We start from the raw sequence: 23,912 nt of genomic DNA on the forward strand, positions 1-23,912 counted from the left end.
GGGTGGGGACTCGACCGGGCTTTCTCCTTGGGCACGCCGCCGCATCTTGGGCAGCGTACCCGATCGCTTTGGCGCCCTAGCGGACGCTGGCGACCGCGTCCTCGCGGCCGTCGTTGATCGTTACCCAAGCGCCCGAGTTCTCCGTCGATTGACGTTTGAGATAGGTGTAGACCGTGTCGTTCCAGGCGAGCACTTTCGGCTCGAGATTGTCGAGGATGAATTCGCCGAGGCTGGTGCGCACCGTGAGCACCGCATGGCCGTCGCCATTCGGCTGGCGCACCACCGTCATCAGCAGATTGCCTGCCGGCACGCCGACGGCCATCAACTCGCGGCGCTTCTCCAGTGCGTAGTCCTCGCAGTCGCCATAGCCTTTGTCGGGATAAGCCCAGTATTCCTCGACGCCGTAGATCTCCATGTCGGTGCGCGGCTTGACCCGGACGTTGACCGAATTGTTGACGTTGACGATCGTCGCCCACAGCTTGCGCGTCAGCTCGACCGGCGGACCCTTCGGCGTCCGTTGGTTGCATTCGACCGGAATGCGCTGGCAGAAATCGTAGTGGCCGACCGGCTGGGTGGTGCGGCCACCCGTATGCATGAAAGCCGGTCCTGCGCTTGCCGTGCCCCACGCGGAAAGCTGCATCGCCATTGCCAAGAGCAACAGCTTGCCCCTCGTCATTTTCATTGTTGTAGTCTCCCCGTTTGAGGAGACTGTCCCACGTTGGGATTTATTTGACGCAAAAACCCGAAGTAGACATTGAGTAAAACGCCAGTAGAATAAACATAAAATTGGAACTATCGGGATTTCGGATTGTTCAGATTTTCATCCCGCCCGCGCAAGTCCTGATGCCGCTGGCGGCCCGCGTCCGATCTCCCAAGACCGGACAACAAAAAACCGGCCGCCAAGGGCCGGTTTGCTTTGCTTGTGTCAGCTCGTCTCAGGAGCGGGCTTCAGCTCGTCTCAGAAGCGCGTCGCGCGTCTCAGGAGCGCGGCGCGTTGAATTCCTGATCGAGCGTTTCCGGCCGCTGGATAACCGCGAACTCGATGGCGACGCCGTCCTCGAAATGGCGCACCACCTGGCCGCGCATCGTGCCTAACGTGACCTGGACGCCGATCGCCGGCTTGACGTCGATCTCGACGGCAGCACCCGAGAGCGACAGGTCGATGATGCGGCACTGATACTGGCGCCCGTCGGTGAGCTGCAGGACGCTCATCGGATTGCGCGGCGCCACGCGCTCGTGGCGGCGGTCCTCGGGCAGGTCGAGCTCATGCTTGTTGGCAAGCCAGGTGAGCTGCGCGGCAAGCTTGTCCTTCTTGCGGTCCGAGGCGATGACGGTCATGGCGAAGCCGTCCTGCGACGTGCGCGTCACGATGCCTTCGACACGGCCGATATGGTCGATATAGGCGATGACCTTCTCGCCCGGCATGCCGATCCGGTCCGTACGCAACGCAACATTGCCGGGCGACATATCGATCACCTGGCAAGGATGCTCGGTGCGGTCTTCCAGCATGAAGCGCCCGTAAATCTTGACGCGGACACGCTGAAAGTTGCGCCTCTCAGCTCGTGACGGCGCATATTCTACCGCCGCTGACCTCATGACTGCCTACACCCCGTTGGCATTCCGCGCGACGATGCGAGGAATTTCACCCGAAAAACTACAGCAAAGCAGGTTAACAAACGGGAAAGTCGGCCGCAAAAGCCTGGGTCTGGGGGCTCGCGCGACGCGGAAAAATTTACCGGGAGCGACGGGAAACCTTACACGGCCGGGCTCACTCGTGACGCCCGCCGTCGAGGACGACGAGATGGCGGATGCGGCGCACGCGGCCGAGCGCCGAAATGGTCTCCGGAGGATCGAATTCGGCCGGAACGAGCGAGGGGACGTCGATCGCCGGACGGTTCTTCAGGAACATCGGCTCCTTGTCGGGATCTATCACCCGGATCGTATCGATGAGCGCGTCGGCGAGCGGATCGGCGCCAAGCCAGAACGGCTTGTCGGCGGCGCTGACGATGCCGAGGCAGCGCGGGTTCTGGGCGCCCCCGTCCAGCGGCAGCGCCATGAGCTCGAATTTGTTGGAACGGCCGTTGCGGCTGAACCCCTCATAGGTCATGAGCAGAACCGATTTCTGGTCGAAAACGCCCTGCATGAGCCGCGACACAAGCCGCTGATCCTTCTCGCGCCAGAGCGAAGGGAAGGAGAATCCCTTGAGCTCCCGGCCATAATAGGCGCAGAGCCGCGTGCCGGCGAGCCGGAACACCGCCTCGCCGCGCGTGTCGCGCTCCAGGATGAAGGTGTCGGCCAGAAGCGACTTGATGTCGGCCGGCTCCACCTCCGATCGTTTCGGGGCGAGGCGACCATCACGCAGCTGGTTCCAATATTGGAACAGCGCGATTGATCCTTTTTCATTCATGTCCATTCCGCTCCGCACAATCTGTCTTTTGATGTCCCATCGGCGAACAGACAGGGCGCCCTCCGATGACCTTCATGCGGTGCTGAGCAGGATGCGTGCCAGTATCGTTAACGTTTGTTCACGCCTCGGGGTCGTTAAGGTTAACAAGTGGTTTACATTGCGTGCCACCGAAGCCTGTGGCACATCAAAACCACTCCAAAACGGTCGTTCCTGCAGCGATCGGCAGCACTTCAGTCACGAGTTTATGGGGAGCAGGGGACTCGACCGGCCGTTCAGGGAAATCCTGGACGGCCTTCTTTTTGATTCGCTCCGTTCTGATTCGCTCCTTTTTCTGATCTGGGCTGTGGCGATTAGCCGTTTGTGATTCGAAAGGGCGTGATCTACATGCTCGCCGAAAGCCCTAAGCCCCAAACCCGCAAAGGCGCATGAGCGAGCCTGTAAGCCCCACCGAAACCGAACCGACGCCGGACGAGGCTTCCGAGCCGCGCCGCCGCGAACCCGTGTTCAACCTGCCGCCGGTGGTGCTCGCCGTGATCGGCATATGCGTGGTCGTCTATCTGCTGCAGCAATATGTGCTGAACGAAGCGCAGCAAATGACGCTGCTCTACGACGGTGCCTTCATTCCGGTGCTGTACACCGGCCAGTACGGCTTCGACTGGTTCCTGTTCACGCGTCCGTTCACCTATGCGTTCATGCATGGGGGCATTGCCCATATCGCCATCAACATGATCTGGCTTGCAGCCTTCGGTTCGCCGCTCGCCAATCGTCTCGGCGCGCTGCGTTTCGCGATATTCTACGCCGTGACAGGGCTGGCTTCGGTTGTTCTGTTCTGGGCGCTGCATCCCTATGGCGAGGCGCCGCTCGTCGGTGCCTCGGGTGCGATCTCCGGCATGATGGGCGCGGCTGCGCGCTATGGGTTCCGCGTCGACCGCTCTTCAGGCAGCGCGGCCTTCGCCGGCGAGCCGCTGCCGATCGCATCCGTGTTGCGCTCGCGCGGCGTCATGACCTTTCTTGGCGTTTGGATGGTGATCAATCTGGCCACGGGCCTGCTTGGCTTCGCGCCGGGCATCGACGGTCAGATCGCCTGGGAAGCCCATATCGGCGGCTTCGTCGCCGGCTTTTTCGGGTTGCGTTTTTTCGACCGTCCGATGGCTGCCGCCTAGAGCATGATCCCGAAAAGTGGGAACCGGTTTTCGGAGAAGATCATGCTCCAACAAGAGATAGATCAGGATGGCGATTCAACGAAACGCCATCCTGATCTAGTCCTCAGGCGCACTTGAAATGCAATCAATCACGGCGCACGATGTTGCCCAAGCACCCAGTGTCTTCCTAAGGGCGCCGGGGCTCAAAAGCCGGCCAGGGCGGGAGCCGGCGTCAAAGGCAGTGGAGGACGCCATGACGGTTAAGGCAATTCTTGAAAGCAAGGGCCATGACGTGTTCACGCTCGGGCCCAATGAAAAACTCAGCGAGGCCATTCGCATGCTGGCCGAGCACAGGATCGGCGCGCTCGTCATCACCAATGGCGATCGCAAGATCGTCGGCATTCTCTCGGAACGCGATATCGTCAGGGTGGTAGCCAAGGAGGGCGCCGCCGCGCTCGACATCGCCGTGCGCTCGGCGATGACGCCGAAAGTCAAGATCTGCAACGAAAACCACACGGTCAACGAGGTCATGGAGATCATGACGCGTGGCCGCTTCCGTCATCTGCCGGTGGAAAAGGGCGGCCAGCTTGATGGCATCGTCTCCATCGGCGACGTGGTCAAGCGCCGCATCGAGGATGTCGAGCGCGAAGCCGAAGAGATGAAAGCCTACATCGCCACGGCCTGAAGCAAACGGAAAGGTGCCGCCGGCGTTTCGGCCGGCGGCATTGGGCGCTAGAGCAATTCCAGGAAAAGTGTGCGCGGTTTTCCGTCCGGAATTGCGTAAAACAAAGGCACTAATGGTTGTCGAGTTGGGCGCGCACGAGCTCAGGCCCGCGTCGGGTGATGCGGTAAAGACCGCCGATCGTTGAGGAAACCGCCTTCTTCCGCCCCAGCTTTCGGAAGAGCTCCAGGTCGAAGCCTGGATAGCGCCAGCCGTCGCGGGTCGGGCACTGGACCGAGGCGATCTTCCTGCCCTCGTTCTTTTCGATTTTGATACGCCCGCCCTGCGCGAGCAGGTGCAGGATGCGCTGTTCCCACAGCGCCGCGCGTCCTTCCAGGTTTTTCTGCCCCGCCTCGCCTGGGAGGTCAGGCTTCACCGGGACTGAGCGTTTGTGGACATCCACTCTCCATTGGGATGGGCGCCCTATAGGCGGAAGCCGCCGAAAGGCCAGAGAGCGGCTTTGCGCTTGTCTCACAGGCTTGTCTCGCAGAGCGGTTTGCACTAGCGAATGACTTTCACGTCTGACGTGAAAGTCACGTTTAGCGAGTTAGCAGGCCTCCATGAGCATCATCGATACCCGCACCCCCGACGCAAAACGTCTGATCCCCGGCGCCACCGGCGACTGGGAGATCATCATCGGGCTAGAAGTGCATGCGCAAGTGATCTCGGAAGCGAAACTCTTCTCCGGCGCCTCGACGTCGTTCGGCGCGGCGCCCAACGCCAATGTTAGCCTTGTCGATGCGGCGATGCCGGGCATGCTGCCGGTCATCAACGAGGAATGCGTCAAGCAGGCGATCCGCACGGGGCTCGGCCTGAAGGCCGCGATCAATCATAAGTCGGTCTTCGATCGGAAGAACTATTTCTATCCGGACCTGCCGCAGGGCTACCAGATCTCGCAGTTCAAGCAGCCGATCGTCGGCGAGGGCAAGGTGATCGTCTCCGTCGGGCCCGACCGCCAGGGCGAGTTCGAGGATATCGAGGTCGGCATCGAGCGCCTGCATCTGGAACAGGATGCCGGCAAGTCGATGCATGACCAGCATGCGACCATGTCCTATGTCGATCTCAACCGCTCCGGCGTGGCGTTGATGGAGATCGTCTCCAAGCCCGATATCCGCTCGGCCGACGAAGCCAAGGCCTATGTGACGAAGCTGCGCTCGATCATGCGCTATCTCGGCACCTGCGACGGCAACATGGACGAAGGCTCGCTGCGAGCCGACGTCAACGTCTCGGTGCGCCGACCGGGCGGCGCCTTCGGCACGCGTTGCGAGATCAAGAACATGAACTCGATCCGCTTCATCGGCCAGGCCATCGAATATGAGGCGCGTCGCCAGATCGCCATTCTGGAGGACGGCGGCAAGATCGACCAGGAGACACGCCTGTTCGATCCGGTCAAGGGCGAGACTCGTTCGATGCGCTCCAAGGAAGAAGCGCATGACTACCGCTATTTCCCGGATCCCGACCTTTTGCCGCTGGAGTTCGACCAGGCCTATGTCGATGCGCTCGCCAGGAACCTGCCGGAGCTGCCCGACGACAAGAAGGCGCGGTTGGTCGATGCGCTCGGCCTTTCGGCTTATGACGCCTCGGTCCTGGTATCGGAAAAGCCGATCGCCGATTATTTCGAGAAGGTGGCGGCAGGGCGCGACGGCAAGCTCGCCGCCAACTGGGTCATCAACGATCTCCTTGGCCAACTGAACAAAGCTGGCAAGGGCATTGAAAATGCTCCGGTTTCGCCCGAGCAGCTCGGCGCTGTTCTCGACCTGATCAAGGAAGGCACGATCTCCGGCAAGATCGCCAAGGACCTGTTCGAGATCGTCTGGAACGAAGGCGGCGATCCGCGCCAGCTCGTCGAGAGCCGCGGCATGAAGCAGGTCACCGACACCGGCGCCATCGAGAAGGCGGTCGACGAGGTGATCGCCGCCAATCCGGACAAGGCCGAGCAGGCGCGCGCCAAGCCGACCATGGCTGGCTGGTTCGTCGGCCAGGTGATGAAGGCGACCGGCGGCAAGGCCAACCCGCAGGCGGTCAACGACCTCGTCAAGGCCAAGCTCGGCATCGAATAGCGGTGTTTGTCCGCACCGCCAGCGACCGTGACATTGCGGCTATCCGGGCACTGCTGGCCGAGACCTGGCACGCGGCCTGCGACGCCATCTATGGCGCCGAGCGGATCGATCGAACCATCGCGCTTTGGTGTTCGCCGGAAAAGTTGAAAGCGCGCATCGAGCGGCCGGATGCGGAGTTCCTGGTCGCCGACGATGGCAAGCGCATCGGCGGCGTCGCCTATGCGGAGAGCGCTGACCAGGGCGCTTCGATCGATCTGGAGCAGCTTCATGTTGCACCGGACCTGCAGGGCCGGGGGATTGGCGGCATGCTGCTGGACGAAGTGATGGAGAGCTTCCCCGAAGCGCGCGCGGTACGCGTCGAGGTGGCGGAAGCGAACAAGCGCGCCGTCGCCTTCTATATGGCGAACGGTTTCGTCCAGGTCGGCCGCGCCGACAATCGCGGGCCTGCGGAGTCCGGCATCGCGTCGCTGCTCCTTGAGCGGCCGCTGATCGCCTGATCGCTCGACGTCGCAATTGCTTCACGTTGTTGCGAGCGGCGCGCCCAGTGCCAGCTTTCATTTGACGGCCGAAGGCCCGGCGGCAATGCTGCGGCAGCCGACGCGCCGGCGACAGTCCGGTCGACCGGCAGCACGGTGATGAGGGGGACTGCCATGCCGAGCTTGCCGGAACTGATGCCGACCGAGGTGTCGGACGAGACGTTTGGCGGCGTGACCTATCACGTCGCGGGCGAACTGGTGCCCGTGCTGTCGGTCGATGTGACCAACATGCCGGTCTATTTCGAACACCACATCCTTTTGTGGAAAAACACCACGATCACCATCGGCCTGAAATCGTTGAAGGGCGCGCTGAAGCGCATGATCGCGGGCATGCAGATCTTCGTCACCGAGGCGTCCGGGCCGGGCGTCATCGCCTTCAGCCGCGACGGGCCGGGCCATATCGTGCCGATCCATCTTCGGCGCGGCGAGGAGATACAGGTGCGCGAGCATCAGTTCCTGGCCGCGACCGCCAGCGTCGACTACACGTTCGAGCGCGTCCGCGGCCTTGGAACGATGCTGTTCGGCCAGAGCGGCTTCTTCATCGACCGTTTCCGCGGCGAGACAGGCGACGGCATCGTCTGGCTGCACGGCTACGGCAATGTCTTCGAGAAGGTGCTGGCGCCCGGCGAGACCATAGACATCGAGCCAGGCGGCTGGCTGTTCAAGGACGCTTCGGTCAAGATGGATACAAGGATCGACCGTCTTTCCAGCGGCTTCTTCGGCGCCGCCATGAATTTCGTCGTCAACCGCTTCACCGGTCCTGGGCGCGTCGGCATCCAGTCGATGTATCTGCACATGCCGTCGGAAGAGTAGGCGCCGAGCCTGGTCGAACGAACGTCCGATCAGGCGGAGGGAATTTCCACATTGTCGATCAGCCGCGTCGTGCCGAGCCAGGCCGCCGCCAGCAGGCGGCCGTCACGATCCCGCTGCCAGGGCTCGAGCGTGACACTCGCGCGGGCGGCGACGTAGTCGACCTTTTGGAAACCCGCGGAGACCAGGGCCTTCGCGGCGGCATCAATAGCGCCGGCTTCATCCGCGCCGGTTGAAAGCGCCGCCGCCGTGCGGCGCAGGATCAAATTGAGCTTGCGCGCGATGTCGAGCTCGGCTTCGCTCAGATAGGCGTTGCGCGACGACATGGCGAGGCCATGAGCATCGCGCACGGTCGGTGCGCCGACGATCTCGACGGGCAAGTCGAGATCGCGGCAGAGCTGCCTGACGACGCAGAGCTGCTGGTAGTCCTTCTCGCCGAACACGGCGCAATCGGGCGCCGCCTGCAGGAAGAGCTTGGCCACCACGGTCGCGACGCCGTCGAAGAAACTCGGCCTGAAGTCGGTCTCCAGACCGCGGGAGGGGCCGCCGACCGAGATTTTCGTGGCGAAGCCGGAGGGGTACATCTCGCTCACGTTTGGCGTGAAGGCGAGATGCGCGCCCGCATCCCGCAATCGGTCGAGATCCCGCGCCAGCTGGCGCGGGTATTTGTCGAGATCTTCCGTCGGCGCGAACTGCGTCGGATTGATGAAGATCGAGACAACGCAGCGCTCGGCCCGTTCGAGCGCGATCCTGACCAGCGAGATATGACCGTCGTGCAGCGCGCCCATGGTCGGCACCATGGCCACCTTGAGGCCGGCCTGCCGCCAGTCCCGGACTTGCGCGCGAAGGGCGGTGACGCTGTCGACGACGATCGGCGCGTTCATGTCTTGTCCTTGCCGGATGCCGTCGTGAAGACGTGGTCGGGGCCGGGGAAGGCGCGGCTCCGCACCTCGGCTGCGTAGCGCGCCGCCGCATCCGCTATCGCGCTGCGCAAGTCGGCGTATTCCTTGACGAATTTCGGCACGCGGTCGACGGTCAGGCCGACCATGTCGTCGATCACCAGGATCTGGCCGTCGCAGTCGGCGCTGGCGCCGATGCCGATGGTCGGTATCGAAATATGATGGGTAAGCTTCGCGGCCACGGCCTCCATCGTGCCTTCGATGACGACCGAAAAGGCGCCGGCCTGTTCCACCGCCTCGGCATCGCTGAGCAGCGCGGCGATGTTGTCCTCCGTCCGGCCCTTGATCTTGTAGCCGCCGTCCTTCTCCACCGATTGCGGTTGCAGGCCGATGTGGCCCATGACCGGTATTCCCTCGGCGGCGATCGCGGCGATCCGGGAGGCCATGTCGACGCCGCCTTCGAGCTTCACGGCCTGGCAGGCTGTCTCCCCGACGATCCGCCTTGCCGACGCCGCGGCCTGCGCCGGCGAGGCCTCATAGCTGCCCGCCGGCATGTCGACCACGACGCAGGCCTTGGCCGAGCCGCGCATCACGGCCTGGCCGTGCGCGATCATCATCTCCAGCGTGGCGCCGAGCGTTGTGGTGTGGCCATGCAGGACCATGGCGACGCTGTCGCCGACCAGCAGCAGATCGACATGGGGATCGAGCAGGCGGGCGACGGGATAGGTGTAGGCGGTAAGGCAGACGATCGGCACGCCGCCCTTGCGGCGGCGAATGTCTTCGGCGCTGATCCGGCTGTCGGCGGACGGATCCCGGGTCAATCGTCACCTCCCTCAAGGCGCGCCCGAAACGGGCGGGCCGAGCTTTAGAAAGACAGGCGGCGCTTGGCAAGCCGCGTTGCCGCCGGCGGCACAACTGGATCGATTTAATGCATGTCGCCCAGAGGTGCGGAGCGGTTCTGGGACACGACATGCTTCAAAACAAGGACGCACGAAGCATTTACGCCGGGACATGGCAAAACCCTTGCCTTCGCGGTGGCGTGACGCCATAAGCAGGGAAAAGGCGCAGCCGCTGCCGCCGTGAGGATGTGGATGAAAACTTTCCTGCTGCAGTTTTTCACTTGGTGGAACAGCCAGACGCTCGGCACGCGCTTCCACACCTGGCGCTTCGGCAAGAGGGTCGGCGAGGACGAAGCCGGTAACGTCTACTATGAGGGCGGCATCGATTCGGAAGGTCGCACCCGCCGCTGGGTCATTTATCGCGATTATTCGGAAGCCTCGAAGATCCCGCCGGGCTGGCATGGCTGGATCCATCATCGCGTCGATACACCTCCACCGAGCGAGAGCTACAAGGCTCGCGACTGGCAGAAGGAGCATCGGCCGAACCTGACCGGAACGCCTGGCGCCTATCGTCCGCAGGGTTCCATCCTGACCAACCAGCATCGCCCGCAGGTGACTGGCGACTACGACGCCTGGACGCCGGGGTCGTAATCCCTCGGATCGTAATCCAAGACGCCGCTTCGGTCCTTTATCGCCACAATTGGCATTTAGCTGCTTGCTGACTGCGCAGCCATGACTAGCCTTGGGCGTTGAGAGAATCACCCGGGCGCAACCACCGGTATTTTGCATGAGCTCTTTCGGCCATACCTCAAAGGCGCTGATCGCGGCGGCGTCCATTCTGGTTGCCTCGACGGCGGCCTTCGCCGCCGCGCAGGCGCCGGCCGCGGCACCCGCGGCCTCCGACCGCGTCACCAATGCGGTGGCCGAGTTCGCCGGCATCGACAAGATCACCGGCCGCATCATCACCTTCGACGTCTATATCGACGAAACCGTGCAGTTCGGCGCTTTGCAGGTGACGCCGCGCGTCTGCTATTCGCGGCCGGATACGGAGCAGCCGAAGACCGATTCCTTCGTCGAGGTCGACGAGATCACGCTCGACCGCAAGATCCGCCGCATCTTCACCGGCTGGATGTTTGCCGAAAGCCCGGGCCTCAACGCCGTCGAGCACGCCGTCTATGACGTCTGGCTCAAGGGTTGCAAGCAGAAGTCGGACGTGCCGCCGCCGACCGCGGCCAAGGCCGACACGGCCAAGCCGAAGACCGAAGCCGCCAAGCCCAAGGCTCCGGCGCAACCGGCCGACGCCGCATCCGAGCCGGCTGACGCGGCGCCGGCTCCGGACGATACCACCGACACGAACTGATCTCGGAACCTGCCTGCCCTTTGGCCGTTCAAATCGGCAAGGCGAGGAGGATTCCGCGATGACTGTCACGAAAACAATCACCGCCAACAAGCAGGAGCTTCTCGACATCGAGAAGGGCTTTTGGTCAGGCGATTCCGCCTACTATGAAGCCAATGCCGATGTGGAGTGCCTGGTGGCGTTCCCGCAGATGGCGCAGGCGATGACCAATGCCGATCTCGCAAAGACCGCCACCCAGCCCAATAAATGGCGCGACCTGGACATCAAGTTGAAGGGCATGGTCGAGCCTGGCAGCGACATCGTCATGCTGACCTACGAGGCGCGCGCGACGCGCGAGAACGGCGAACCCTATGTTGCTTTGGTCAGCACCGGCTATGTCCATCGCGCCGACGGCTGGAAGATGATGTTCCATGCGCAGACGCCGATCGAGGCGGCAGAGCGAACTCAAGGATAAAAGACGGCCTCGCCCTTCAGCGCTTCGGCGAGCAGCTTCTCATACTGGCCGCGCGGCACGTCGACGGCGCCGAAGCGCTTCAAATGCTCGGTGGTGAACTGCGTGTCGAGCAGCGCGAAGCCGCGCGCCTTCAGCCGCTCGACGAGATGGTAGAGGCAAGTCTTTGAAGCGTCGGTCTCCCTGGCGAACATGCTTTCGCCGAAGAACACGCGTCCGAGCGAGACACCGTAGAGGCCGCCGACCAGGCGGTCCTCGCGCCACGCCTCGACCGAATGGCAGTGGCCCAATCGATAGAGATCGACATAGGCTTCGCGGATCGGCGCATTGATCCAGGTCGAGCGGCGCTCCTCGCGCCTTTCGGCGCAGCCGTCGATCGTCGCCTCGAAATCGAAGTCGTAGCGGATCTCGAACGGATGCTTGCGGATCGTCTTCTTCAGGCTGCGCGGCGTGTGGAACCGGTCCAGCGGAATGATGCCGCGCGTTTCCGGCCGCACCCAGAACACTTCGGGGTCGTTGGCGCTCTCGGCCATCGGGAAGACACCAGAGGCATAGGCCCTGAGCAGCAGGTCGGTCGGAATGCGATAGCCTGGCGCGTAGGGGCGGGTCATCGCATCCCCGTGCTATTCACCCTTGGCCAGGTATTTTTCCAGCCAGTGGATGTCGTAGTCGCCATTGGCGATGTCGGGATTGCCGACAAGGTCGCGGAACAGCGGCAGCGTCGTCTTGATGCCGTCGACGACGAATTCGTCGAGCGCTCGGCGCAGCCGCATCATGCATTCGACGCGGTTGCGGCCATGCACGATCAGCTTGCCGATCAGACTATCGTAATAGGGCGGGATTTTGTAGCCGGAATAAACGCCGGAATCGACGCGGATGCCGAGGCCGCCGGGCGTATGGAAATGCGTGATCGTGCCGGGCGAGGGCGTGAAGGTGCGCGGATCCTCGGCGTTGATGCGGCACTCGATGGCATGGCCGTTGAACTTGATGTCTTCCTGCCTGACCGACAGCCCGCCACCCGAGGCGACGCGGATCTGCTCGTGCACGAGGTCGATGCCGGTGATCGCTTCGGTGACCGGATGCTCGACCTGAAGACGCGTGTTCATCTCGATGAAATAGAACTCGCCATTTTCGTAGAGGAACTCGATCGTGCCGGCGCCCGAATAGCCGAGATCGGCAATCGCCTTGGCGCAGATGCCGCCGATGCGCGAACGCTCCTCGGCATTGAGCGCCGGCGAATTGGCTTCCTCCCAGACTTTCTGGTGGCGCCGCTGCAGCGAGCAGTCGCGCTCGCCGAAATGCACGCCGCGGCCGGCGCCGTCGCCGAACACCTGCACCTCGATATGGCGCGGCTTCTCCAGGTATTTCTCGATATAGACGGCGTCGTCGCCGAAGGCGGCACCCGCTTCCGACTTGGCCGTCTGCAGCGCGACTTCGAGGTCGGCTTCGCTATGCGCCACCTTCATGCCGCGGCCGCCGCCGCCGGCGGAGGCCTTGATGATCACCGGATAGCCGATCTCGGCGGCGACGCGCTTGGCTTCCTTCTCGTCGCTGATCGCGCCGTCGGATCCAGGCACGACCGGGATGCCGAGACGCTTTGCCGTGCGCTTGGCCTCGATCTTGTCGCCCATGATGCGGATATGGTCGCCCGACGGGCCGATGAAGGTGATGTTGTGGGCCGCCAGGATGTCGGCGAACTTGGCATTCTCCGACAGGAAGCCGTAGCCCGGATGCACGGCGTCGGCGCCGGTGATCTCGCAGGCGGCGACGATCTGGTGGATGTTGAGATAGCTTTCGCGCGAGGGCGGCGGGCCGATGCAGACGCTCTCGTCGGCAAGCCGAACATGCATGGCGTCGGAATCCGCGGTCGAGTGGACCACCACCGTCTGGATGCCGAGCTCCTTGCAGGCGCGCAGCACGCGGAGCGCGATTTCGCCGCGATTGGCGATGAGGATCTTCTGGAACATCTCTTGGTTGTTCCCAGCTCTACTCAAGGACCACCAGCGGCATGCCGTATTCGACCGGCTGGGCATCCTCGATGAGGATCGCCGTCACCGTGCCGGCGCGCGGCGAGGGGATCTGGTTCATCGTCTTCATCGCTTCGATGATGAGCAGCGTCTGGCCTTCCTTGACCTTCTGGCCGACTTCGATGAACGCCTTGGCGTCGGGCGAGGGTGCCAGATAGGCGGTGCCGACCATCGGCGAGGGCACTGCGTTCTTGGACACATCGGCGGCTGCGGCTGCCGTTGCGGGCTGAGCCGCTGCCGCGGCAACAGGAGCAACCGCGGCAAGCGGCGCGGCGACGGCGTGGACGGCCTGCGTTTGGCGCGAGACGCGCACCTTGAGGTCGCCGAGTTCGACCTCGATCTCGGTCAGATTGGTGTCGTTCAGAATGCCCGCCAGATCGCGGATCAGCTGCTGGTCAACACCGGTCTTTTTTATCGACATTTTCGAGCCTTCTGTTTGGGAGCCGGTCACAGGCGAGCCGCCAGTGCCTGCAGCGCGAGGGTGTAGCCGAGCGGCCCGAACCCGCAGATCATGCCGACAGCGACCGGCGCGACCATGGAGACGTGGCGGAAGGGCTCCCGCGCGTGGATGTTGGAAAGATGGACTTCCGCGACGGGCAGCGGTGCTGCGGCGCGGATGGCGTCGTGAATGGCGATCGATGTGTGGCTGTAGGCGCCGGGATTGATGACGATGCCTGCCGCCTTCTCGCTGGCTTCCTGGATCCAGTCGACCAGATCGCCTTCATGGTTGGATTGGCGAAAATCGATCTCGAGCCCGAGCGCGGCGCCGGCCGCCTTGCAGTCCTCGGCGATGGCCGCAAGCGTCTTGCCGCCATAGATCCCCGGTTCGCGCTTGCCGAGCGCATTGAGATTGGGACCGTTGAGGACGAAAATCGTTTTCAATATGCCGACCTTGTTCTACGCCGACCCCAAGCCGGCGCACTGCGCCTCTATAATGGGCATAGCCGCCCGCGAAAAGAGCGCAAGTGCGTTCTTTCGCTGTCCACAGCGGCCGGCTTTTGCACCGCGCGCGTCTAGAGCGCGCTCTTTGCCTCTTCGATCTTTTCCGCCAGAACCTGCTGGCCGAGCGCTCCGAAGATCACCTCGTTGCCGACCACATAGGACGGCGTGCCGGTGATCGACAGTTTCGTCGCAAGGTCATAGGTGCGCGAAAGCGTTTCGGCGATGCGCGGATCCTTCATCTTCTCGCGCAGCGCTGCCTCGTCGGCGCCGAGCGAAAGCGCAACCTTGATGGCGGTCGCTTCGGTGGCGCGGCCCTGGCCGCCGAGCAGCGCGGTGTGGAATTCGCCGTATTTTTCCGGGTGCATCAGGTGGAACGCCATGGAGACGACGCTGGCCTTCTGCGAATCCGGGCTGAGGATCGGGAATTCCTTGAGCACGAAGCGCAGGTCCGGGTCGGACTTGGTCAGCGCCTGCATGTCCTCGATGGCGCGTTTGCAGAAGCCGCAATTGTAATCGTAGAACTCGACGATCGTGACCTTGCCCTTCGGATTGCCGACGACGCCGTCGAAGGTGGAGTTGAAGATCTCGTCCTTGGAGTCCTTGATCACGCCAAGTGCTGCGAGCCGCTGCTCTTCCTTCTGCTTGGCCTCGAGCGCGTCCTGCACCTCGAGCAGAACTTCCGGGTTCTTCAGGAGGTAGTCGCGGATGATGCCCTCGACCTCCTTGCGATCGACCTTGGTGTCGGCGGAAGCCTTGGTGTCGGTCGAGGACGTGACCTGAGCCAGTTGCACGGTGTCGGCCCTCGCCGCCTGCGGGTTTCCCGCCACGAAGCCGAAGGCCAACATCCCGAGCGCCACAGCCAGACCGCCAGCGCTGCCAAGCAGGATTGCCTTGTTCATGATTGTCGATCCTTTTGCCTTTTCCGGTCCGCCTTGGTCGCCGCCAACGTCCGGGAGGTTCATTTGAGTTTGTTCGATGGCGTGTAGTTTATAATATCCTGCGCGCGGACCCAGCGGGGTTCGCCGCGCTTCAATTTCTGTTGAGCGCGCATGGCGAAGATCTTAGCGTTTTTGTAGTCGCCCGCATAATAGTGGCCCTCGGCGGTGGCGAGATCGGCAGCCGGAATCTCGCCGAGTTCGCCATATGCCTGCGCCAGAAAGCGATAAGCGTCGGCATTTTCCTTGTCCCGCCCAACGCCATTGTTGAGCTGGACCACTGCCTTCTGGGTCGAATCGGGCGTTCCCACCGCCATCAGCGCCTGGCCGAGCGAGACCAGCAGCAGGCCGGAGCGCGCTGGATCGAGGCTGACCGCCTTGGCATAGGCGTCCGCCGCATCCTTCGACTTGTTGGCCTTCATCAGGATATCGCCGCGCAATTCATGGAAATAGGGGTTCTTCGGTTGTTCCTTGATCAGCGCCGCCGTCTTGGTGAGCGCCGCGCCCGGACTGCCGAAGAGATAGGTCTGCTGCGCATCGCCATAGCGCGAGGCAAGGCTGGCCGGGTTCTTGCGCATCAGCCGCGCGACGGCTGCCTGGCCCTGCATATAGGCGGCGATCTTGATGCGCATCATGTCGTGCCGCTGCTGCAGCGACGGCGGGTCGACAACGTTGACGAACGGGCTCTGCTTGACGAGCACTTCCAGGTTGGCGATGCGCTCCTGCGGCATCGGATGGCTGATCCGATAGGGGTCGACATGGGTGCCGGCGAGCGAGAGCGCGCTCTGGAAGCGGCCGAAGGTCTTCAGCATGCCCATGCCGGATTGGCCGGTGGCGTTGAGATAGGTGATCGCCGAACGATCGGCGGTGATCTCTTCGGTGCGCCGATAGGCGAGGATCGAGCGTTGCGCCATCTCGCCGCCGCCGGCGGCGACCCCCATGCCGGCGCCGGCAAGGCCGCGGCTGTTGGTGGTGGCGCCGGCCACCATGGCGCCGGCACCAAGCAGCGTGGCCATGATGGCCATGGTCTTGGCGCGGTCGAGCTGGTCGCGCAATTTCTGCTGGTGGCCGCCAGCGATATGGCCGGCCTCGTGCGCGATGACGCCAATGATCTCGTTCGGCGTTTCGGCGGTCACCAGCGCGCCGGTGTTGATGAACAGTCGCCGCCCGGTGACGAAGGCGTTGAAGCTCTGGTCGTTGACCAGAACGATGTCGATGCCGTCATTGGCAAGCCCCGCAGCCTCGAAGATCGGCCGGGCATAGTCGCGCACCAAGGCCTCGATCTCGGCGTCGCGCACCACCGGCACGCCTTGCGCAAAGGCGCTGACCGAGCTCGACACGGCGACCGCGGCGGCAAGCAGAAGCGTCGCGAAGTCGCGCGCGGTTCGGCTGAGGGAGATCGATTCGCCAAGCGATGGTCGGGGTCGGCTCAACATAAGGTCCACTGGTAGACGAGCGGGCGAAAGATGAAAAGTCGGCGCCGGTAACTTCCTGCGCGCTTGTGATCCCCACATCAATCGGGCATTTGTGCGGCGCTGCCCTCGAACCGGGGCAGTTCAAGGGCGATCCAGGACGGCTTCCGCCCAGGAATTTCGCCGGATAATGGCAGTTGGAAGAGGTCAAATGGTCGTTTCGCTTTCACGCCGAGGGGAAGTCGAGCCCTTCCACGCCATGGACATCCTGGCTGAAGCCAACCGGCTGAAGGCCACCGGAGTGCCCGTGGTGTCGATGGCCGTCGGCCAGCCATCGGATCCCGCGCCGGTCGGCGTCCGCGAGGCGGCGGCCGCGGCCCTGCGGCATGGCCGCATCGGCTACACCGACGCCTTGGGTCTCGCCGATCTGCGCAAGGTGATCGCGGCGCATTATGGCGAGCACTATGGGATCGACGTCGCGCCGTCGCGCATTGCCGTCACGACCGGCTCGTCCGCCGCCTTCAACCTCGCTTTCCTGGCCATGTTCGATCCGGGCGACCGCGTCGCCATCGCCGCGCCCGGCTATCCGGCCTACCGCAACATCATGGCCGCGCTCGGCATCGAGATCGTCGAAATCGAGCTCGGCGCGGATGCCTATCTGCATGCCGAGCACCTCAAGGCAGCGCATCGCGACAAGCCGCTGAAGGGCGTGCTATTCGCCAGCCCCGCCAATCCGACCGGCGCGGTCATTCCGGCGGATGAACTTGGGGCGCTGATGAAGACGGCCGAGGAGCTCGGCATCGCCGTGATCTCGGACGAAATCTATCACCGGCTGGCCTACGCGGCGCCAGATGTCACCGCGCTGGCGCACGGCGCCGGTGTCACCGTGATCAATTCCTTCTCGAAATATTATTGCATGACCGGCTGGCGCATCGGCTGGATGGTGCTGCCGGAAGAGCTGGTGCGGCCGGTCGAGCGTGTCGCCCAGAGCCTCTACATCTCGCCGCCTGAACTGTCGCAGGTCGCGGCGATCGAAGCCTTCAAGGCGACCGAAGAGCTGGAAAAGGTCAAGGCGCGCTATGCCTGGAACCGGGACCTTCTGATGAAGCGCCTGCCGGAACTCGGCTTCGCGCTCGCCGCGCCGATGGACGGCGCCTTCTATGCGTTCTGCGATGTCACCCGCCACACCAACGACAGCATGGCTTTTGCGCGCAAGATGCTGGCCGAGGCGCATGTCGCGGCGACGCCCGGCCGTGATTTCGACCCGCAGCAGGGCCACCGCACCATGCGCTTTTCCTATGCCGGCAGCCATGACGAGATGGTCGAGGCGCTGGCGCGCATCGAACGCTGGCTGAAATAGAAACCATGCCGGAACTCGAGCAGGCACTGGCCGAAGTGGCCGCCGAAATGGCGCAGCGTACCGATCGCGGCGAGGTGGCGACCTACATCCCGCAGCTCGGCAAGGTCGACCCGAAGAAATTCGGCATCGCCGCCGTGACCAATGACGGCCGCGTCATGCTTGCCGGCGATGCCGATCAGCCCTTTTCGATCCAGAGCGTCTCGAAAGTCTTCACGCTCACGCTGGCGCTTGGCAAAGTCGGCGATGCGCTATGGCATCGCGTCGGCCGCGAGCCGTCCGGCAATCCGTTCAACTCGATCGTCCAGCTCGAACACGAGAACGGCATACCGCGCAATCCGTTCATCAATGCCGGCGCCATCGTCGTCTCCGACGTCCTGCTCGCCGGCCATCAGCCGCGCGAGGCGATAGGCGAAATCCTGCGCTTCATCCAGTTCCTCGCCGATGACGAGACGATCATCATCGACCGCGAGGTCGCGGCATCCGAGCGCGCCACCGGCTACCGCAACTTCGCCCTGGCCAACTACATGAAATCCTTCGGCAATCTCCATCACGAACCGGAGCTGGCGCTAGGTGTCTATTTCCACCATTGCGCGATTGCCGTGAGCTGCCGCCAGCTTGCCATGGCCGGCCGCTTCCTCGCCAATGGCGGCAGGAACCCGGCGACCGGGCATTCGGTCGTCTCGGCCGAACGGGCACGCCGCATTGGCGCGCTGATGCTGACCTGCGGCCACTATGACGGCTCCGGCGACTTTGCCTTCCGCGTCGGTATCCCCGGCAAAAGCGGTGTCGGTGGTGGCATTCTCGGCATCGTGCCAGGGGTTGCTTCGCTGGCGGTGTGGTCGCCCGGACTCAACGAGAACGGCAACTCCAAGCTCGGCTCAATCGCCATGGAGAAGCTCGCCCGGATGATGAACTGGTCGATCTTCGCGCCGTAAAGCAGCAAAGTGCTGGCGGTTTTCCACCCGGAACTGCGCTAAAAGGGCTGTGGCGAAATGAAAAATCCCGCGCCGGGTGCGGCGCGGGATTCTTTCGAAAGATCAGCCTAACAACCTGAAAGGCTTAGAAAAAGCCTTTGCGCTGCCACCAGCCGCCGCGCTTCGGCTTGTCCTCGGCCTTGGCTTCGTCGCTTACATTCGACGACACAACGGGAACAACCGGCGCGTCGACTGACTGTGGCTTGCGCCGCGTCGGGTGGGCGCCGGCGGCAGGCTCCGCCTCGGATGCCGCAGCTGCCACGGGCTCCGGCTCGGCAGCCACGGGCGCGACCTGGGCCTCGGCCACAGGTTCGGACACCGTCTCGGCCGCGGCTTCCTCGGTCACCTTCTTAGCCCTCGAACGGCGGGGCTTCTTCGGCTTTTCGATCGCCTCGGCATCGTCATTAGCCGCCGCCGGACCGGCAGATTCTTCCGCGGGAGCGGCTATTGCCGGCTCGCTTACGGCGTCCTGGCCTTCAACCGACTCACGCTCGATATCGCCGACAGTTTCGCCGGCAACTGCGTCTGAAGCTTCGTCCTCACGGCGGTTGCGCTTGCCACCGCGCTTCCCGCGCCGGCGCTTCTTTCCGGAACTGTCGTCGGCAGCGGCCGCCACGGCCTCGTCGCCGGCGGTCACCTCCTCGGTGGTCTCTTCCGTTGCATCATCATCGGCTTCGCCGGCTTCCATCGGCGCCGCCGCGACGTCCCCGTTGTGCTCGCGGTCGCGATCCCTGCCGCCGCGCCGCCGCCGACGCTTGCGACGCTTGCGATCACGGCCTTCGCCATCCTCGGATCGCTGCTGATGCTGGCCCTGCTGCGCGTGGCGCGGCTGTTCAGCCTGGACCGAGACTTCCTCTTCATCTTCCTCGACGACGATCTCGTCCTCGGGCTCTTCCGGCTCGACATAGGCCGGCAGGCTACGCACCTCGACAAAGCCTTCCGGCTTCTCGGCAACAGCGCCGCGGAAGATCGCATAGTGCTGAGTGCCGAGCGTCTCGTCGGCCTCGATCGTGATCGTCAGGCCGAAGCGGGCTTCGAGCTCCAGCAGGTTGGCGCGCTTGTGGTTGAGCACATAGAGCGCGGTCGCCGCCGGTGTGCGCACGATGATGTGGCTGCGCGAATCCTTGAGCAGGAATTCCTCGATCGCCCGCACGACCATCAGCGCCACGGAGGAATCGGAGCGCACATGGCCCGTGCCGCCGCAATGCGGGCAAGGCTTCATGGTCGATTCCAGCACGCTGGCGCGAATGCGCTGGCGCGACATTTCCATCAGGCCGAAGTGTGAGATGCGGCCGACCTGTATACGGGCGCGGTCATTCTTGAGGTGATCCTTCAGCCGCTTCTCGACGGAGCGGTTGTTGCGGTTCTCCTCCATGTCGATGAAGTCGATGACGATCAGGCCGGCAAGGTCGCGCAATCGCAACTGCCGCGCGACTTCCTCTGCCGCTTCCAGATTGGTGTGGAGCGCGGTCTCCTCGATCGAATGTTCCTTGGTGGAGCGGCCGGAGTTGACGTCGATCGAAACCAGCGCCTCGGTCTGGTTGATGATGATGTAGCCACCGCTCTTCAGCGTCACCTGCGGCTGCAGCATGCGATCGAGCTGCGCCTCGATGCCGTTGCGCACGAAGATCGGCGTGGTGTCGCGGAATGGCTGAACCACCTTGGCGTGGCTCGGCATCAGCATGCGCATGAAATCCTTGGCCTCGCGGTAGCCGTCTTCGCCGGAGACAAGGATCTCGTCGATGTCCTTGTTGTAGAGGTCGCGCACCGAACGCTTGATCAGGCTGCCTTCCTCATAGACCAGGGCAGGGGCCGAGGACTGCAGCGTCAGGTTGCGGACGTTTTCCCAAAGCCGCATCAGATATTCGTAGTCGCGCTTGATCTCCGCCTTGGTGCGGCTTTCGCCGGCGGTGCGCAGGATGACGCCCATGCCCTGCGGCACGTCGAGGTCGGTCACGACCTCCTTCAGCCGCTTGCGGTCCTGGGCGTTGGTGATCTTGCGCGAGATGCCGCCGCCGCGCGCCGTGTTCGGCATCAGCACCGAATAGCGGCCGGCAAGCGACAGATAGGTGGTGAGCGCCGCGCCCTTGTTGCCGCGCTCTTCCTTGACCACCTGCACCAAAAGGATCTGGCGGCGCTTGATGACTTCCTGGATCTTGTACTGGCGACGCACCGGCTTGCGGCGGTTGCGGATTTCCTCGAGCGCGTCCTCGGCGCCGACCGATTCAACCTCGTGCTCGTCCGAGTGCGAGACCGAGACGTCTTCCAGCATGCCGCGATCATTGTCGCTGGCGGCGGCTTCGCCGCTTTGCTCGGGCTGATCCGCCTGCGGGACCGCCTCGGAAATCACATCTGCTTCGATGCTGGCGGCAATCGAGGTCGGGCCACCTTCGGATGGCTTGCCATCCTCATCGTCCGTGGCGTCATCTCCGCCAGCTTCGCCGGCGGGTTCTTCAGCCGCTTCCGATACGGCCTCGACGGCCGCGGAGACTGCTCCCGCATTTTCTGCCGGGGTATCGGCGGTCTCGCCGCCGGCTTCCTCGCCCCCGGCAACCTCAGCGGCGGTTTCGTCAGCTATAGCCTCGACCGTGCTTTCCTCGTTCTCCGAGGAAGCGTGCTTGTGCTCGCCGCGGTCGCGGTTCTTGCCGCCGCGCCGGCGGTTGCGCCGGCCGCCGCGATCGCGCGCCTGCTGCTCTTCGCCGTTCTCGGCCTCCTCGTCGTCTTCGTCTTCGGCCTCCTGCGCTTCGGCGCGCAGCAGGGCCTGACGGTCGGCGACCGGGATCTGGTAATAATCGGGATGAATTTCACTGAAGGCGAGAAAACCGTGACGGTTGCCGCCATATTCGACAAAAGCTGCCTGGAGGGAAGGTTCGACGCGGGTTACGCGGGCGAGGTAGATGTTTCCTTTGAGCTGCTTTTTGTCCTGGGATTCAAAGTCGAATTCTTCGATGCGGTTACCGCGAACGACAACAACGCGTGTTTCCTCCGGGTGGGAGGCGTCTATCAGCATCTTGTTGGGCATTATTTTGTTTCCTGCCGGCAGCCGACAGCCGCAGCTGGCGTGGCAATGCCCGCCGCTGTGCGCCTGTATCTGTGTGCATGCCGGATAATTGAACGTCCGCCGGCCGCCGCTTGAGCGCAATGGCGGTGCCGCCCGCAGCCATTATGGCGCGGTTCGATGCGGACCTTTCCATGATTGCGCTTGAAGCCATCGACACCCAGCAGAACCTTTTGAACCAAAGCCCGGGCTGAGCCGGACCAGCTTGTTTGCTCATAAAGAGCCGGCACGGGACCAACCCGGCCGTTTTCCTCACGCAAGCGATTCCCCGCCACGAGGGCACACCTGCGAAAATCGTCGCGACCACCCGAGCCTGGAAGGGTAAAGGAGCCGCCTTTGCATCCAACCTTTGGCAGGAAACTGCTGAGGCGAGCGGTTCCAGGATTGCAGTGATCCAACGTCGCTTTTATGATTTGGCGGGATGGAAGGCAACCCCGATTTCGGATGCCGGCAAAAAGCGCTTCCCCCGGGGAACGTGCCTTCTTCCCGCTCCATGAAAGGCTTGGTTAACCTTCTCTGAATACCAATCGTTAATCGAGTTGGCAGCCTGACAGGCACTCTGCGAGAAAACCGGGCGCAATGCGTCAAACGGGGAGCGACGGATAAGAGATGGGACCGGCGGGCGCCGCAGACAAGAGGGGTGGGGCCGCTGGGCATTTCCTGCGCGTGGCCTGGACTGCCTTGCTGCTGGCACTGTTGTTCTGCCTTACAGCCGCCGCGCGTGCCGACACCCTGCTTGGCGCGACCGGCTACAAGATGGCCGGCGACGCCACAAAGATGCGCATCGTCGTGAATTTCGACCGCGAGCCGGACGTCAAATGGTTCCTGCTGCGCGGCCCCAATCGCCTCGTCGTCGATCTGCCGCGCACGCGATTCGCGCTCGACGCCAAGGATGTGAAGCCGCGCGGCCTTGTACGGGCCGTTCGCTACGGCGATCAGGGACATGGCTCGCGCCTGATCCTCACCGGCAAGGGCCCTTTCGCCGTCGACAAGCTCGACGTGCTCAAGAACGACGACGGCAGCGGCTATCGCATCGCCATCGATATGTCGGCTGCCTCCGAGCGGGAGTTCGACGAAGCTCTCGCCAACCAGTCGCTGACGACCGGTTCGACGGTTTCGACCGAAAAGGGCGAGCGGGTCGGCACCGGACCGGTCTCGGCGCCCGGCCATCGCTTCACGGTGGTTATCGATCCCGGCCATGGCGGCGTCGATGGCGGCGCCGAAAGCTCCGCCGGCACGGTCGAGAAGGATGTCACGCTCGCTTTTGCCAAGGAACTGCGCGACAAGCTGGCCGCGGTCGGCAAATACGATGTCTACATGACACGCGACAACGACGTGTACCTGGCGCTGGACGAGCGCGTGCGCATCGCGCGCCAGCACGAGGCCGACCTCCTGATCTCCATCCATGCCGATACGATCGCCGTCAAAGGCCTTCGCGGCGCCACGGTCTACACGCTCTCGGACAAGGCTTCCGATCCGGAGGCCCAGGCGCTCGCGGATCGCGAGAACCTGTCCGACCAGTTCGCCGGAATGAAGATCGAGGACGACAACAAGGAAGTCACCGACATCCTGATCGACCTGATCCGCCGTGAAACGCATGGTTTCTCGATGAGCTTCGCCCATACGCTGGTCGGTCAGCTGTCGACCAGCGTCGGCCTGATCAACAATCCGCAGCGCTCGGCCGGCTTCAGGGTGCTCAGGGCCCCGGACGTGCCGTCCGTCCTGGTCGAGCTCGGCTACCTCTCCAACGTCAAGGACGAGGCGCAGCTGCTGAACGCTGACTGGCGCGGCAAGGCGGCGCAAAGCATAACCAACGCGGTTGCCCTGTTTGCCGCCGCCAAGACCGGAACCGCGACGGGTGGCTGACCCCGCCGCCCACGACCGCCGGACGTCTACAACCACAAGCAGCGTTGCATGACGACAACACCCGGCGTTATTATTCGCCAACCGAGTCCTCAAATTTCGCGCTGCCGTATTTTGTC

At 63.6% G+C, this 23,912-nt stretch carries 24 protein-coding genes; 11 read left to right on the plus strand and 13 right to left on the minus strand.

Annotated features, from left to right (window positions below; translation table 11 throughout):
• Nucleotides 1-76: 76 nt before the first annotated feature.
• The 3 genes from FJ414_RS24275 to FJ414_RS24285 form a co-directional block, all read right to left on the minus strand.
• Nucleotides 77-682: a transglutaminase-like cysteine peptidase gene (locus tag FJ414_RS24275; protein WP_140646920.1), complete on the minus strand. Its 606-nt coding sequence runs from the start codon at nt 680-682 to the stop codon at nt 77-79.
• A gap of 296 nt (nt 683-978) precedes the next feature.
• Complete coding sequence (locus FJ414_RS24280) at nt 979-1,596, minus strand: PilZ domain-containing protein (protein WP_140646921.1); 618 nt, start codon at nt 1,594-1,596, stop codon at nt 979-981.
• A 172-nt stretch (nt 1,597-1,768) separates the two neighbouring features.
• A complete protein-coding gene (locus FJ414_RS24285) occupies nt 1,769-2,407 on the minus strand; it encodes a PAS domain-containing protein (RefSeq protein ID WP_140646922.1) in 639 nt (212 codons plus the stop codon).
• A 425-nt stretch (nt 2,408-2,832) separates the two neighbouring features.
• On the opposite strand from FJ414_RS24285, the gene FJ414_RS24290 reads away from it, so the two are divergent.
• On the plus strand, nt 2,833-3,570 hold the full coding sequence (locus tag FJ414_RS24290; RefSeq protein ID WP_140646923.1) for a rhomboid family intramembrane serine protease: 738 nt from the start codon (nt 2,833-2,835) through the stop codon (nt 3,568-3,570).
• Nucleotides 3,571-3,802: 232 nt separating this feature from the next.
• Nucleotides 3,803-4,234, plus strand: coding sequence for a CBS domain-containing protein (locus tag FJ414_RS24295; RefSeq protein ID WP_140646924.1), 432 nt, complete (start codon nt 3,803-3,805; stop codon nt 4,232-4,234).
• Between the two features lie 109 nt (nt 4,235-4,343).
• On the opposite strand, the gene FJ414_RS24300 is transcribed toward FJ414_RS24295, so the two are convergent.
• Nucleotides 4,344-4,589 (minus strand): YjhX family toxin, encoded by a 246-nt coding sequence (locus FJ414_RS24300; RefSeq protein ID WP_181181704.1) that lies wholly within the window; start codon nt 4,587-4,589, stop codon nt 4,344-4,346.
• Nucleotides 4,590-4,830: 241 nt separating this feature from the next.
• On the opposite strand from FJ414_RS24300, the gene gatB reads away from it, so the two are divergent.
• The 3 genes from gatB to FJ414_RS24315 all read left to right on the plus strand — a co-directional run bounded on the left by gatB (nt 4,831) and on the right by FJ414_RS24315 (nt 7,679).
• Complete coding sequence (gene gatB / locus FJ414_RS24305; RefSeq protein WP_140646926.1) at nt 4,831-6,330, plus strand: Asp-tRNA(Asn)/Glu-tRNA(Gln) amidotransferase subunit GatB; 1,500 nt, start codon at nt 4,831-4,833, stop codon at nt 6,328-6,330.
• 2 nt (nt 6,331-6,332) lie between these two features.
• Complete coding sequence (locus FJ414_RS24310) at nt 6,333-6,827, plus strand: GNAT family N-acetyltransferase (protein WP_140646927.1); 495 nt, start codon at nt 6,333-6,335, stop codon at nt 6,825-6,827.
• A 153-nt stretch (nt 6,828-6,980) separates the two neighbouring features.
• Nucleotides 6,981-7,679: an AIM24 family protein gene (locus FJ414_RS24315; protein ID WP_140646928.1), complete on the plus strand. Its 699-nt coding sequence runs from the start codon at nt 6,981-6,983 to the stop codon at nt 7,677-7,679.
• 29 nt (nt 7,680-7,708) lie between these two features.
• Here the strand turns inward: FJ414_RS24315 and panC are convergent, their stop codons facing one another.
• The gene (panC, locus tag FJ414_RS24320; RefSeq protein WP_140646929.1) at nt 7,709-8,560 is read right to left on the minus strand and encodes a pantoate--beta-alanine ligase; all 852 of its coding nucleotides are present in this window, start codon (nt 8,558-8,560) and stop codon (nt 7,709-7,711) included.
• Entirely contained in the window at nt 8,557-9,396 is an 840-nt protein-coding gene (panB, locus tag FJ414_RS24325) for a 3-methyl-2-oxobutanoate hydroxymethyltransferase (protein ID WP_140646930.1), read from the minus strand. The genes panC and panB overlap by 4 nt, the downstream gene beginning before the upstream one ends.
• A 270-nt stretch (nt 9,397-9,666) precedes the next feature.
• Between panB and FJ414_RS24330 the strand changes: the two genes are divergently transcribed.
• The 3 genes from FJ414_RS24330 (at nt 9,667) to FJ414_RS24340 (ending at nt 11,225) form a co-directional block, all read left to right on the plus strand.
• Nucleotides 9,667-10,065 carry an NADH:ubiquinone oxidoreductase subunit NDUFA12 gene (locus FJ414_RS24330; RefSeq protein WP_140646931.1) on the plus strand — a complete coding sequence of 133 codons (399 nt, stop codon included), beginning with the start codon at nt 9,667-9,669 and terminating at the stop codon, nt 10,063-10,065.
• Nucleotides 10,066-10,201: 136 nt separating this feature from the next.
• A complete protein-coding gene (locus tag FJ414_RS24335; protein WP_140646932.1) occupies nt 10,202-10,774 on the plus strand; it encodes a DUF2155 domain-containing protein in 573 nt (190 codons plus the stop codon).
• A 58-nt stretch (nt 10,775-10,832) separates the two neighbouring features.
• Nucleotides 10,833-11,225, plus strand: coding sequence for a hypothetical protein (locus FJ414_RS24340; RefSeq protein ID WP_140646933.1), 393 nt, complete (start codon nt 10,833-10,835; stop codon nt 11,223-11,225).
• Here FJ414_RS24340 and aat read toward each other — a convergent pair.
• From aat to FJ414_RS24370, 6 genes are all read right to left on the minus strand, one after another.
• Nucleotides 11,216-11,833 (minus strand): leucyl/phenylalanyl-tRNA--protein transferase, encoded by a 618-nt coding sequence (gene aat, locus FJ414_RS24345; protein WP_140646934.1) that lies wholly within the window; start codon nt 11,831-11,833, stop codon nt 11,216-11,218. The genes FJ414_RS24340 and aat overlap by 10 nt on opposite strands.
• A gap of 12 nt (nt 11,834-11,845) precedes the next feature.
• Entirely contained in the window at nt 11,846-13,189 is a 1,344-nt protein-coding gene (gene accC / locus FJ414_RS24350; protein WP_140646935.1) for an acetyl-CoA carboxylase biotin carboxylase subunit, read from the minus strand.
• A gap of 19 nt (nt 13,190-13,208) precedes the next feature.
• Complete coding sequence (accB, locus tag FJ414_RS24355) at nt 13,209-13,670, minus strand: acetyl-CoA carboxylase biotin carboxyl carrier protein (RefSeq protein ID WP_140646936.1); 462 nt, start codon at nt 13,668-13,670, stop codon at nt 13,209-13,211.
• A 26-nt stretch (nt 13,671-13,696) separates the two neighbouring features.
• Nucleotides 13,697-14,131 carry a type II 3-dehydroquinate dehydratase gene (gene aroQ / locus FJ414_RS24360; RefSeq protein WP_095767887.1) on the minus strand — a complete coding sequence of 145 codons (435 nt, stop codon included), beginning with the start codon at nt 14,129-14,131 and terminating at the stop codon, nt 13,697-13,699.
• A gap of 131 nt (nt 14,132-14,262) precedes the next feature.
• Nucleotides 14,263-15,090, minus strand: coding sequence for a DsbA family protein (locus tag FJ414_RS24365; protein WP_140646937.1), 828 nt, complete (start codon nt 15,088-15,090; stop codon nt 14,263-14,265).
• A 59-nt stretch (nt 15,091-15,149) separates the two neighbouring features.
• Nucleotides 15,150-16,562 carry a M48 family metalloprotease gene (locus FJ414_RS24370; RefSeq protein WP_140646938.1) on the minus strand — a complete coding sequence of 471 codons (1,413 nt, stop codon included), beginning with the start codon at nt 16,560-16,562 and terminating at the stop codon, nt 15,150-15,152.
• A 187-nt stretch (nt 16,563-16,749) separates the two neighbouring features.
• On the opposite strand from FJ414_RS24370, the gene FJ414_RS24375 reads away from it, so the two are divergent.
• Nucleotides 16,750-17,898 (plus strand): aminotransferase class I/II-fold pyridoxal phosphate-dependent enzyme, encoded by a 1,149-nt coding sequence (locus FJ414_RS24375; protein WP_140646939.1) that lies wholly within the window; start codon nt 16,750-16,752, stop codon nt 17,896-17,898.
• 5 nt (nt 17,899-17,903) lie between these two features.
• Nucleotides 17,904-18,833, plus strand: coding sequence for a glutaminase (locus tag FJ414_RS24380; RefSeq protein WP_181167086.1), 930 nt, complete (start codon nt 17,904-17,906; stop codon nt 18,831-18,833).
• Nucleotides 18,834-18,957: 124 nt separating this feature from the next.
• Here the strand turns inward: FJ414_RS24380 and FJ414_RS24385 are convergent, their stop codons facing one another.
• Nucleotides 18,958-21,894 carry a ribonuclease E/G gene (locus FJ414_RS24385; protein ID WP_140646941.1) on the minus strand — a complete coding sequence of 979 codons (2,937 nt, stop codon included), beginning with the start codon at nt 21,892-21,894 and terminating at the stop codon, nt 18,958-18,960.
• Between the two features lie 702 nt (nt 21,895-22,596).
• Here FJ414_RS24385 and FJ414_RS24390 point away from each other — a divergent pair.
• Nucleotides 22,597-23,796, plus strand: coding sequence for an N-acetylmuramoyl-L-alanine amidase (locus tag FJ414_RS24390; protein WP_226891822.1), 1,200 nt, complete (start codon nt 22,597-22,599; stop codon nt 23,794-23,796).
• Nucleotides 23,797-23,912: the final 116 nt, after the last annotated feature.

This window comes from Mesorhizobium sp. B3-1-6, from assembly GCF_006439555.1.
In the GTDB taxonomy this organism is placed as follows: Bacteria; Pseudomonadota; Alphaproteobacteria; order Rhizobiales; family Rhizobiaceae; genus Mesorhizobium.

Bases quoted from the DNA above. Each gene is read 5' to 3' on its own strand.
- FJ414_RS24275 (WP_140646920.1), bottom strand. From the start codon at position 682: ATGAAAATGACGAGGGGCAAGCTGTTGCTCTTGGCAATGGCGATGCAG.
- FJ414_RS24280 (WP_140646921.1), bottom strand. From the start codon at position 1,596: ATGAGGTCAGCGGCGGTAGAATATGCGCCGTCACGAGCTGAGAGGCGC.
- FJ414_RS24285 (WP_140646922.1), bottom strand. From the start codon at position 2,407: ATGAATGAAAAAGGATCAATCGCGCTGTTCCAATATTGGAACCAGCTG.
- FJ414_RS24290 (WP_140646923.1), top strand. From the start codon at position 2,833: ATGAGCGAGCCTGTAAGCCCCACCGAAACCGAACCGACGCCGGACGAG.
- FJ414_RS24295 (WP_140646924.1), top strand. From the start codon at position 3,803: ATGACGGTTAAGGCAATTCTTGAAAGCAAGGGCCATGACGTGTTCACG.
- gatB (WP_140646926.1), top strand. From the start codon at position 4,831: ATGAGCATCATCGATACCCGCACCCCCGACGCAAAACGTCTGATCCCC.
- FJ414_RS24315 (WP_140646928.1), top strand. From the start codon at position 6,981: ATGCCGAGCTTGCCGGAACTGATGCCGACCGAGGTGTCGGACGAGACG.
- panC (WP_140646929.1), bottom strand. From the start codon at position 8,560: ATGAACGCGCCGATCGTCGTCGACAGCGTCACCGCCCTTCGCGCGCAA.
- FJ414_RS24330 (WP_140646931.1), top strand. From the start codon at position 9,667: ATGAAAACTTTCCTGCTGCAGTTTTTCACTTGGTGGAACAGCCAGACG.
- FJ414_RS24335 (WP_140646932.1), top strand. From the start codon at position 10,202: ATGAGCTCTTTCGGCCATACCTCAAAGGCGCTGATCGCGGCGGCGTCC.
- FJ414_RS24340 (WP_140646933.1), top strand. From the start codon at position 10,833: ATGACTGTCACGAAAACAATCACCGCCAACAAGCAGGAGCTTCTCGAC.
- aat (WP_140646934.1), bottom strand. From the start codon at position 11,833: ATGACCCGCCCCTACGCGCCAGGCTATCGCATTCCGACCGACCTGCTG.
- accC (WP_140646935.1), bottom strand. From the start codon at position 13,189: ATGTTCCAGAAGATCCTCATCGCCAATCGCGGCGAAATCGCGCTCCGC.
- accB (WP_140646936.1), bottom strand. From the start codon at position 13,670: ATGTCGATAAAAAAGACCGGTGTTGACCAGCAGCTGATCCGCGATCTG.
- FJ414_RS24365 (WP_140646937.1), bottom strand. From the start codon at position 15,090: ATGAACAAGGCAATCCTGCTTGGCAGCGCTGGCGGTCTGGCTGTGGCG.
- FJ414_RS24370 (WP_140646938.1), bottom strand. From the start codon at position 16,562: ATGTTGAGCCGACCCCGACCATCGCTTGGCGAATCGATCTCCCTCAGC.
- FJ414_RS24375 (WP_140646939.1), top strand. From the start codon at position 16,750: ATGGTCGTTTCGCTTTCACGCCGAGGGGAAGTCGAGCCCTTCCACGCC.
- FJ414_RS24380 (WP_181167086.1), top strand. From the start codon at position 17,904: ATGCCGGAACTCGAGCAGGCACTGGCCGAAGTGGCCGCCGAAATGGCG.
- FJ414_RS24385 (WP_140646941.1), bottom strand. From the start codon at position 21,894: ATGCCCAACAAGATGCTGATAGACGCCTCCCACCCGGAGGAAACACGC.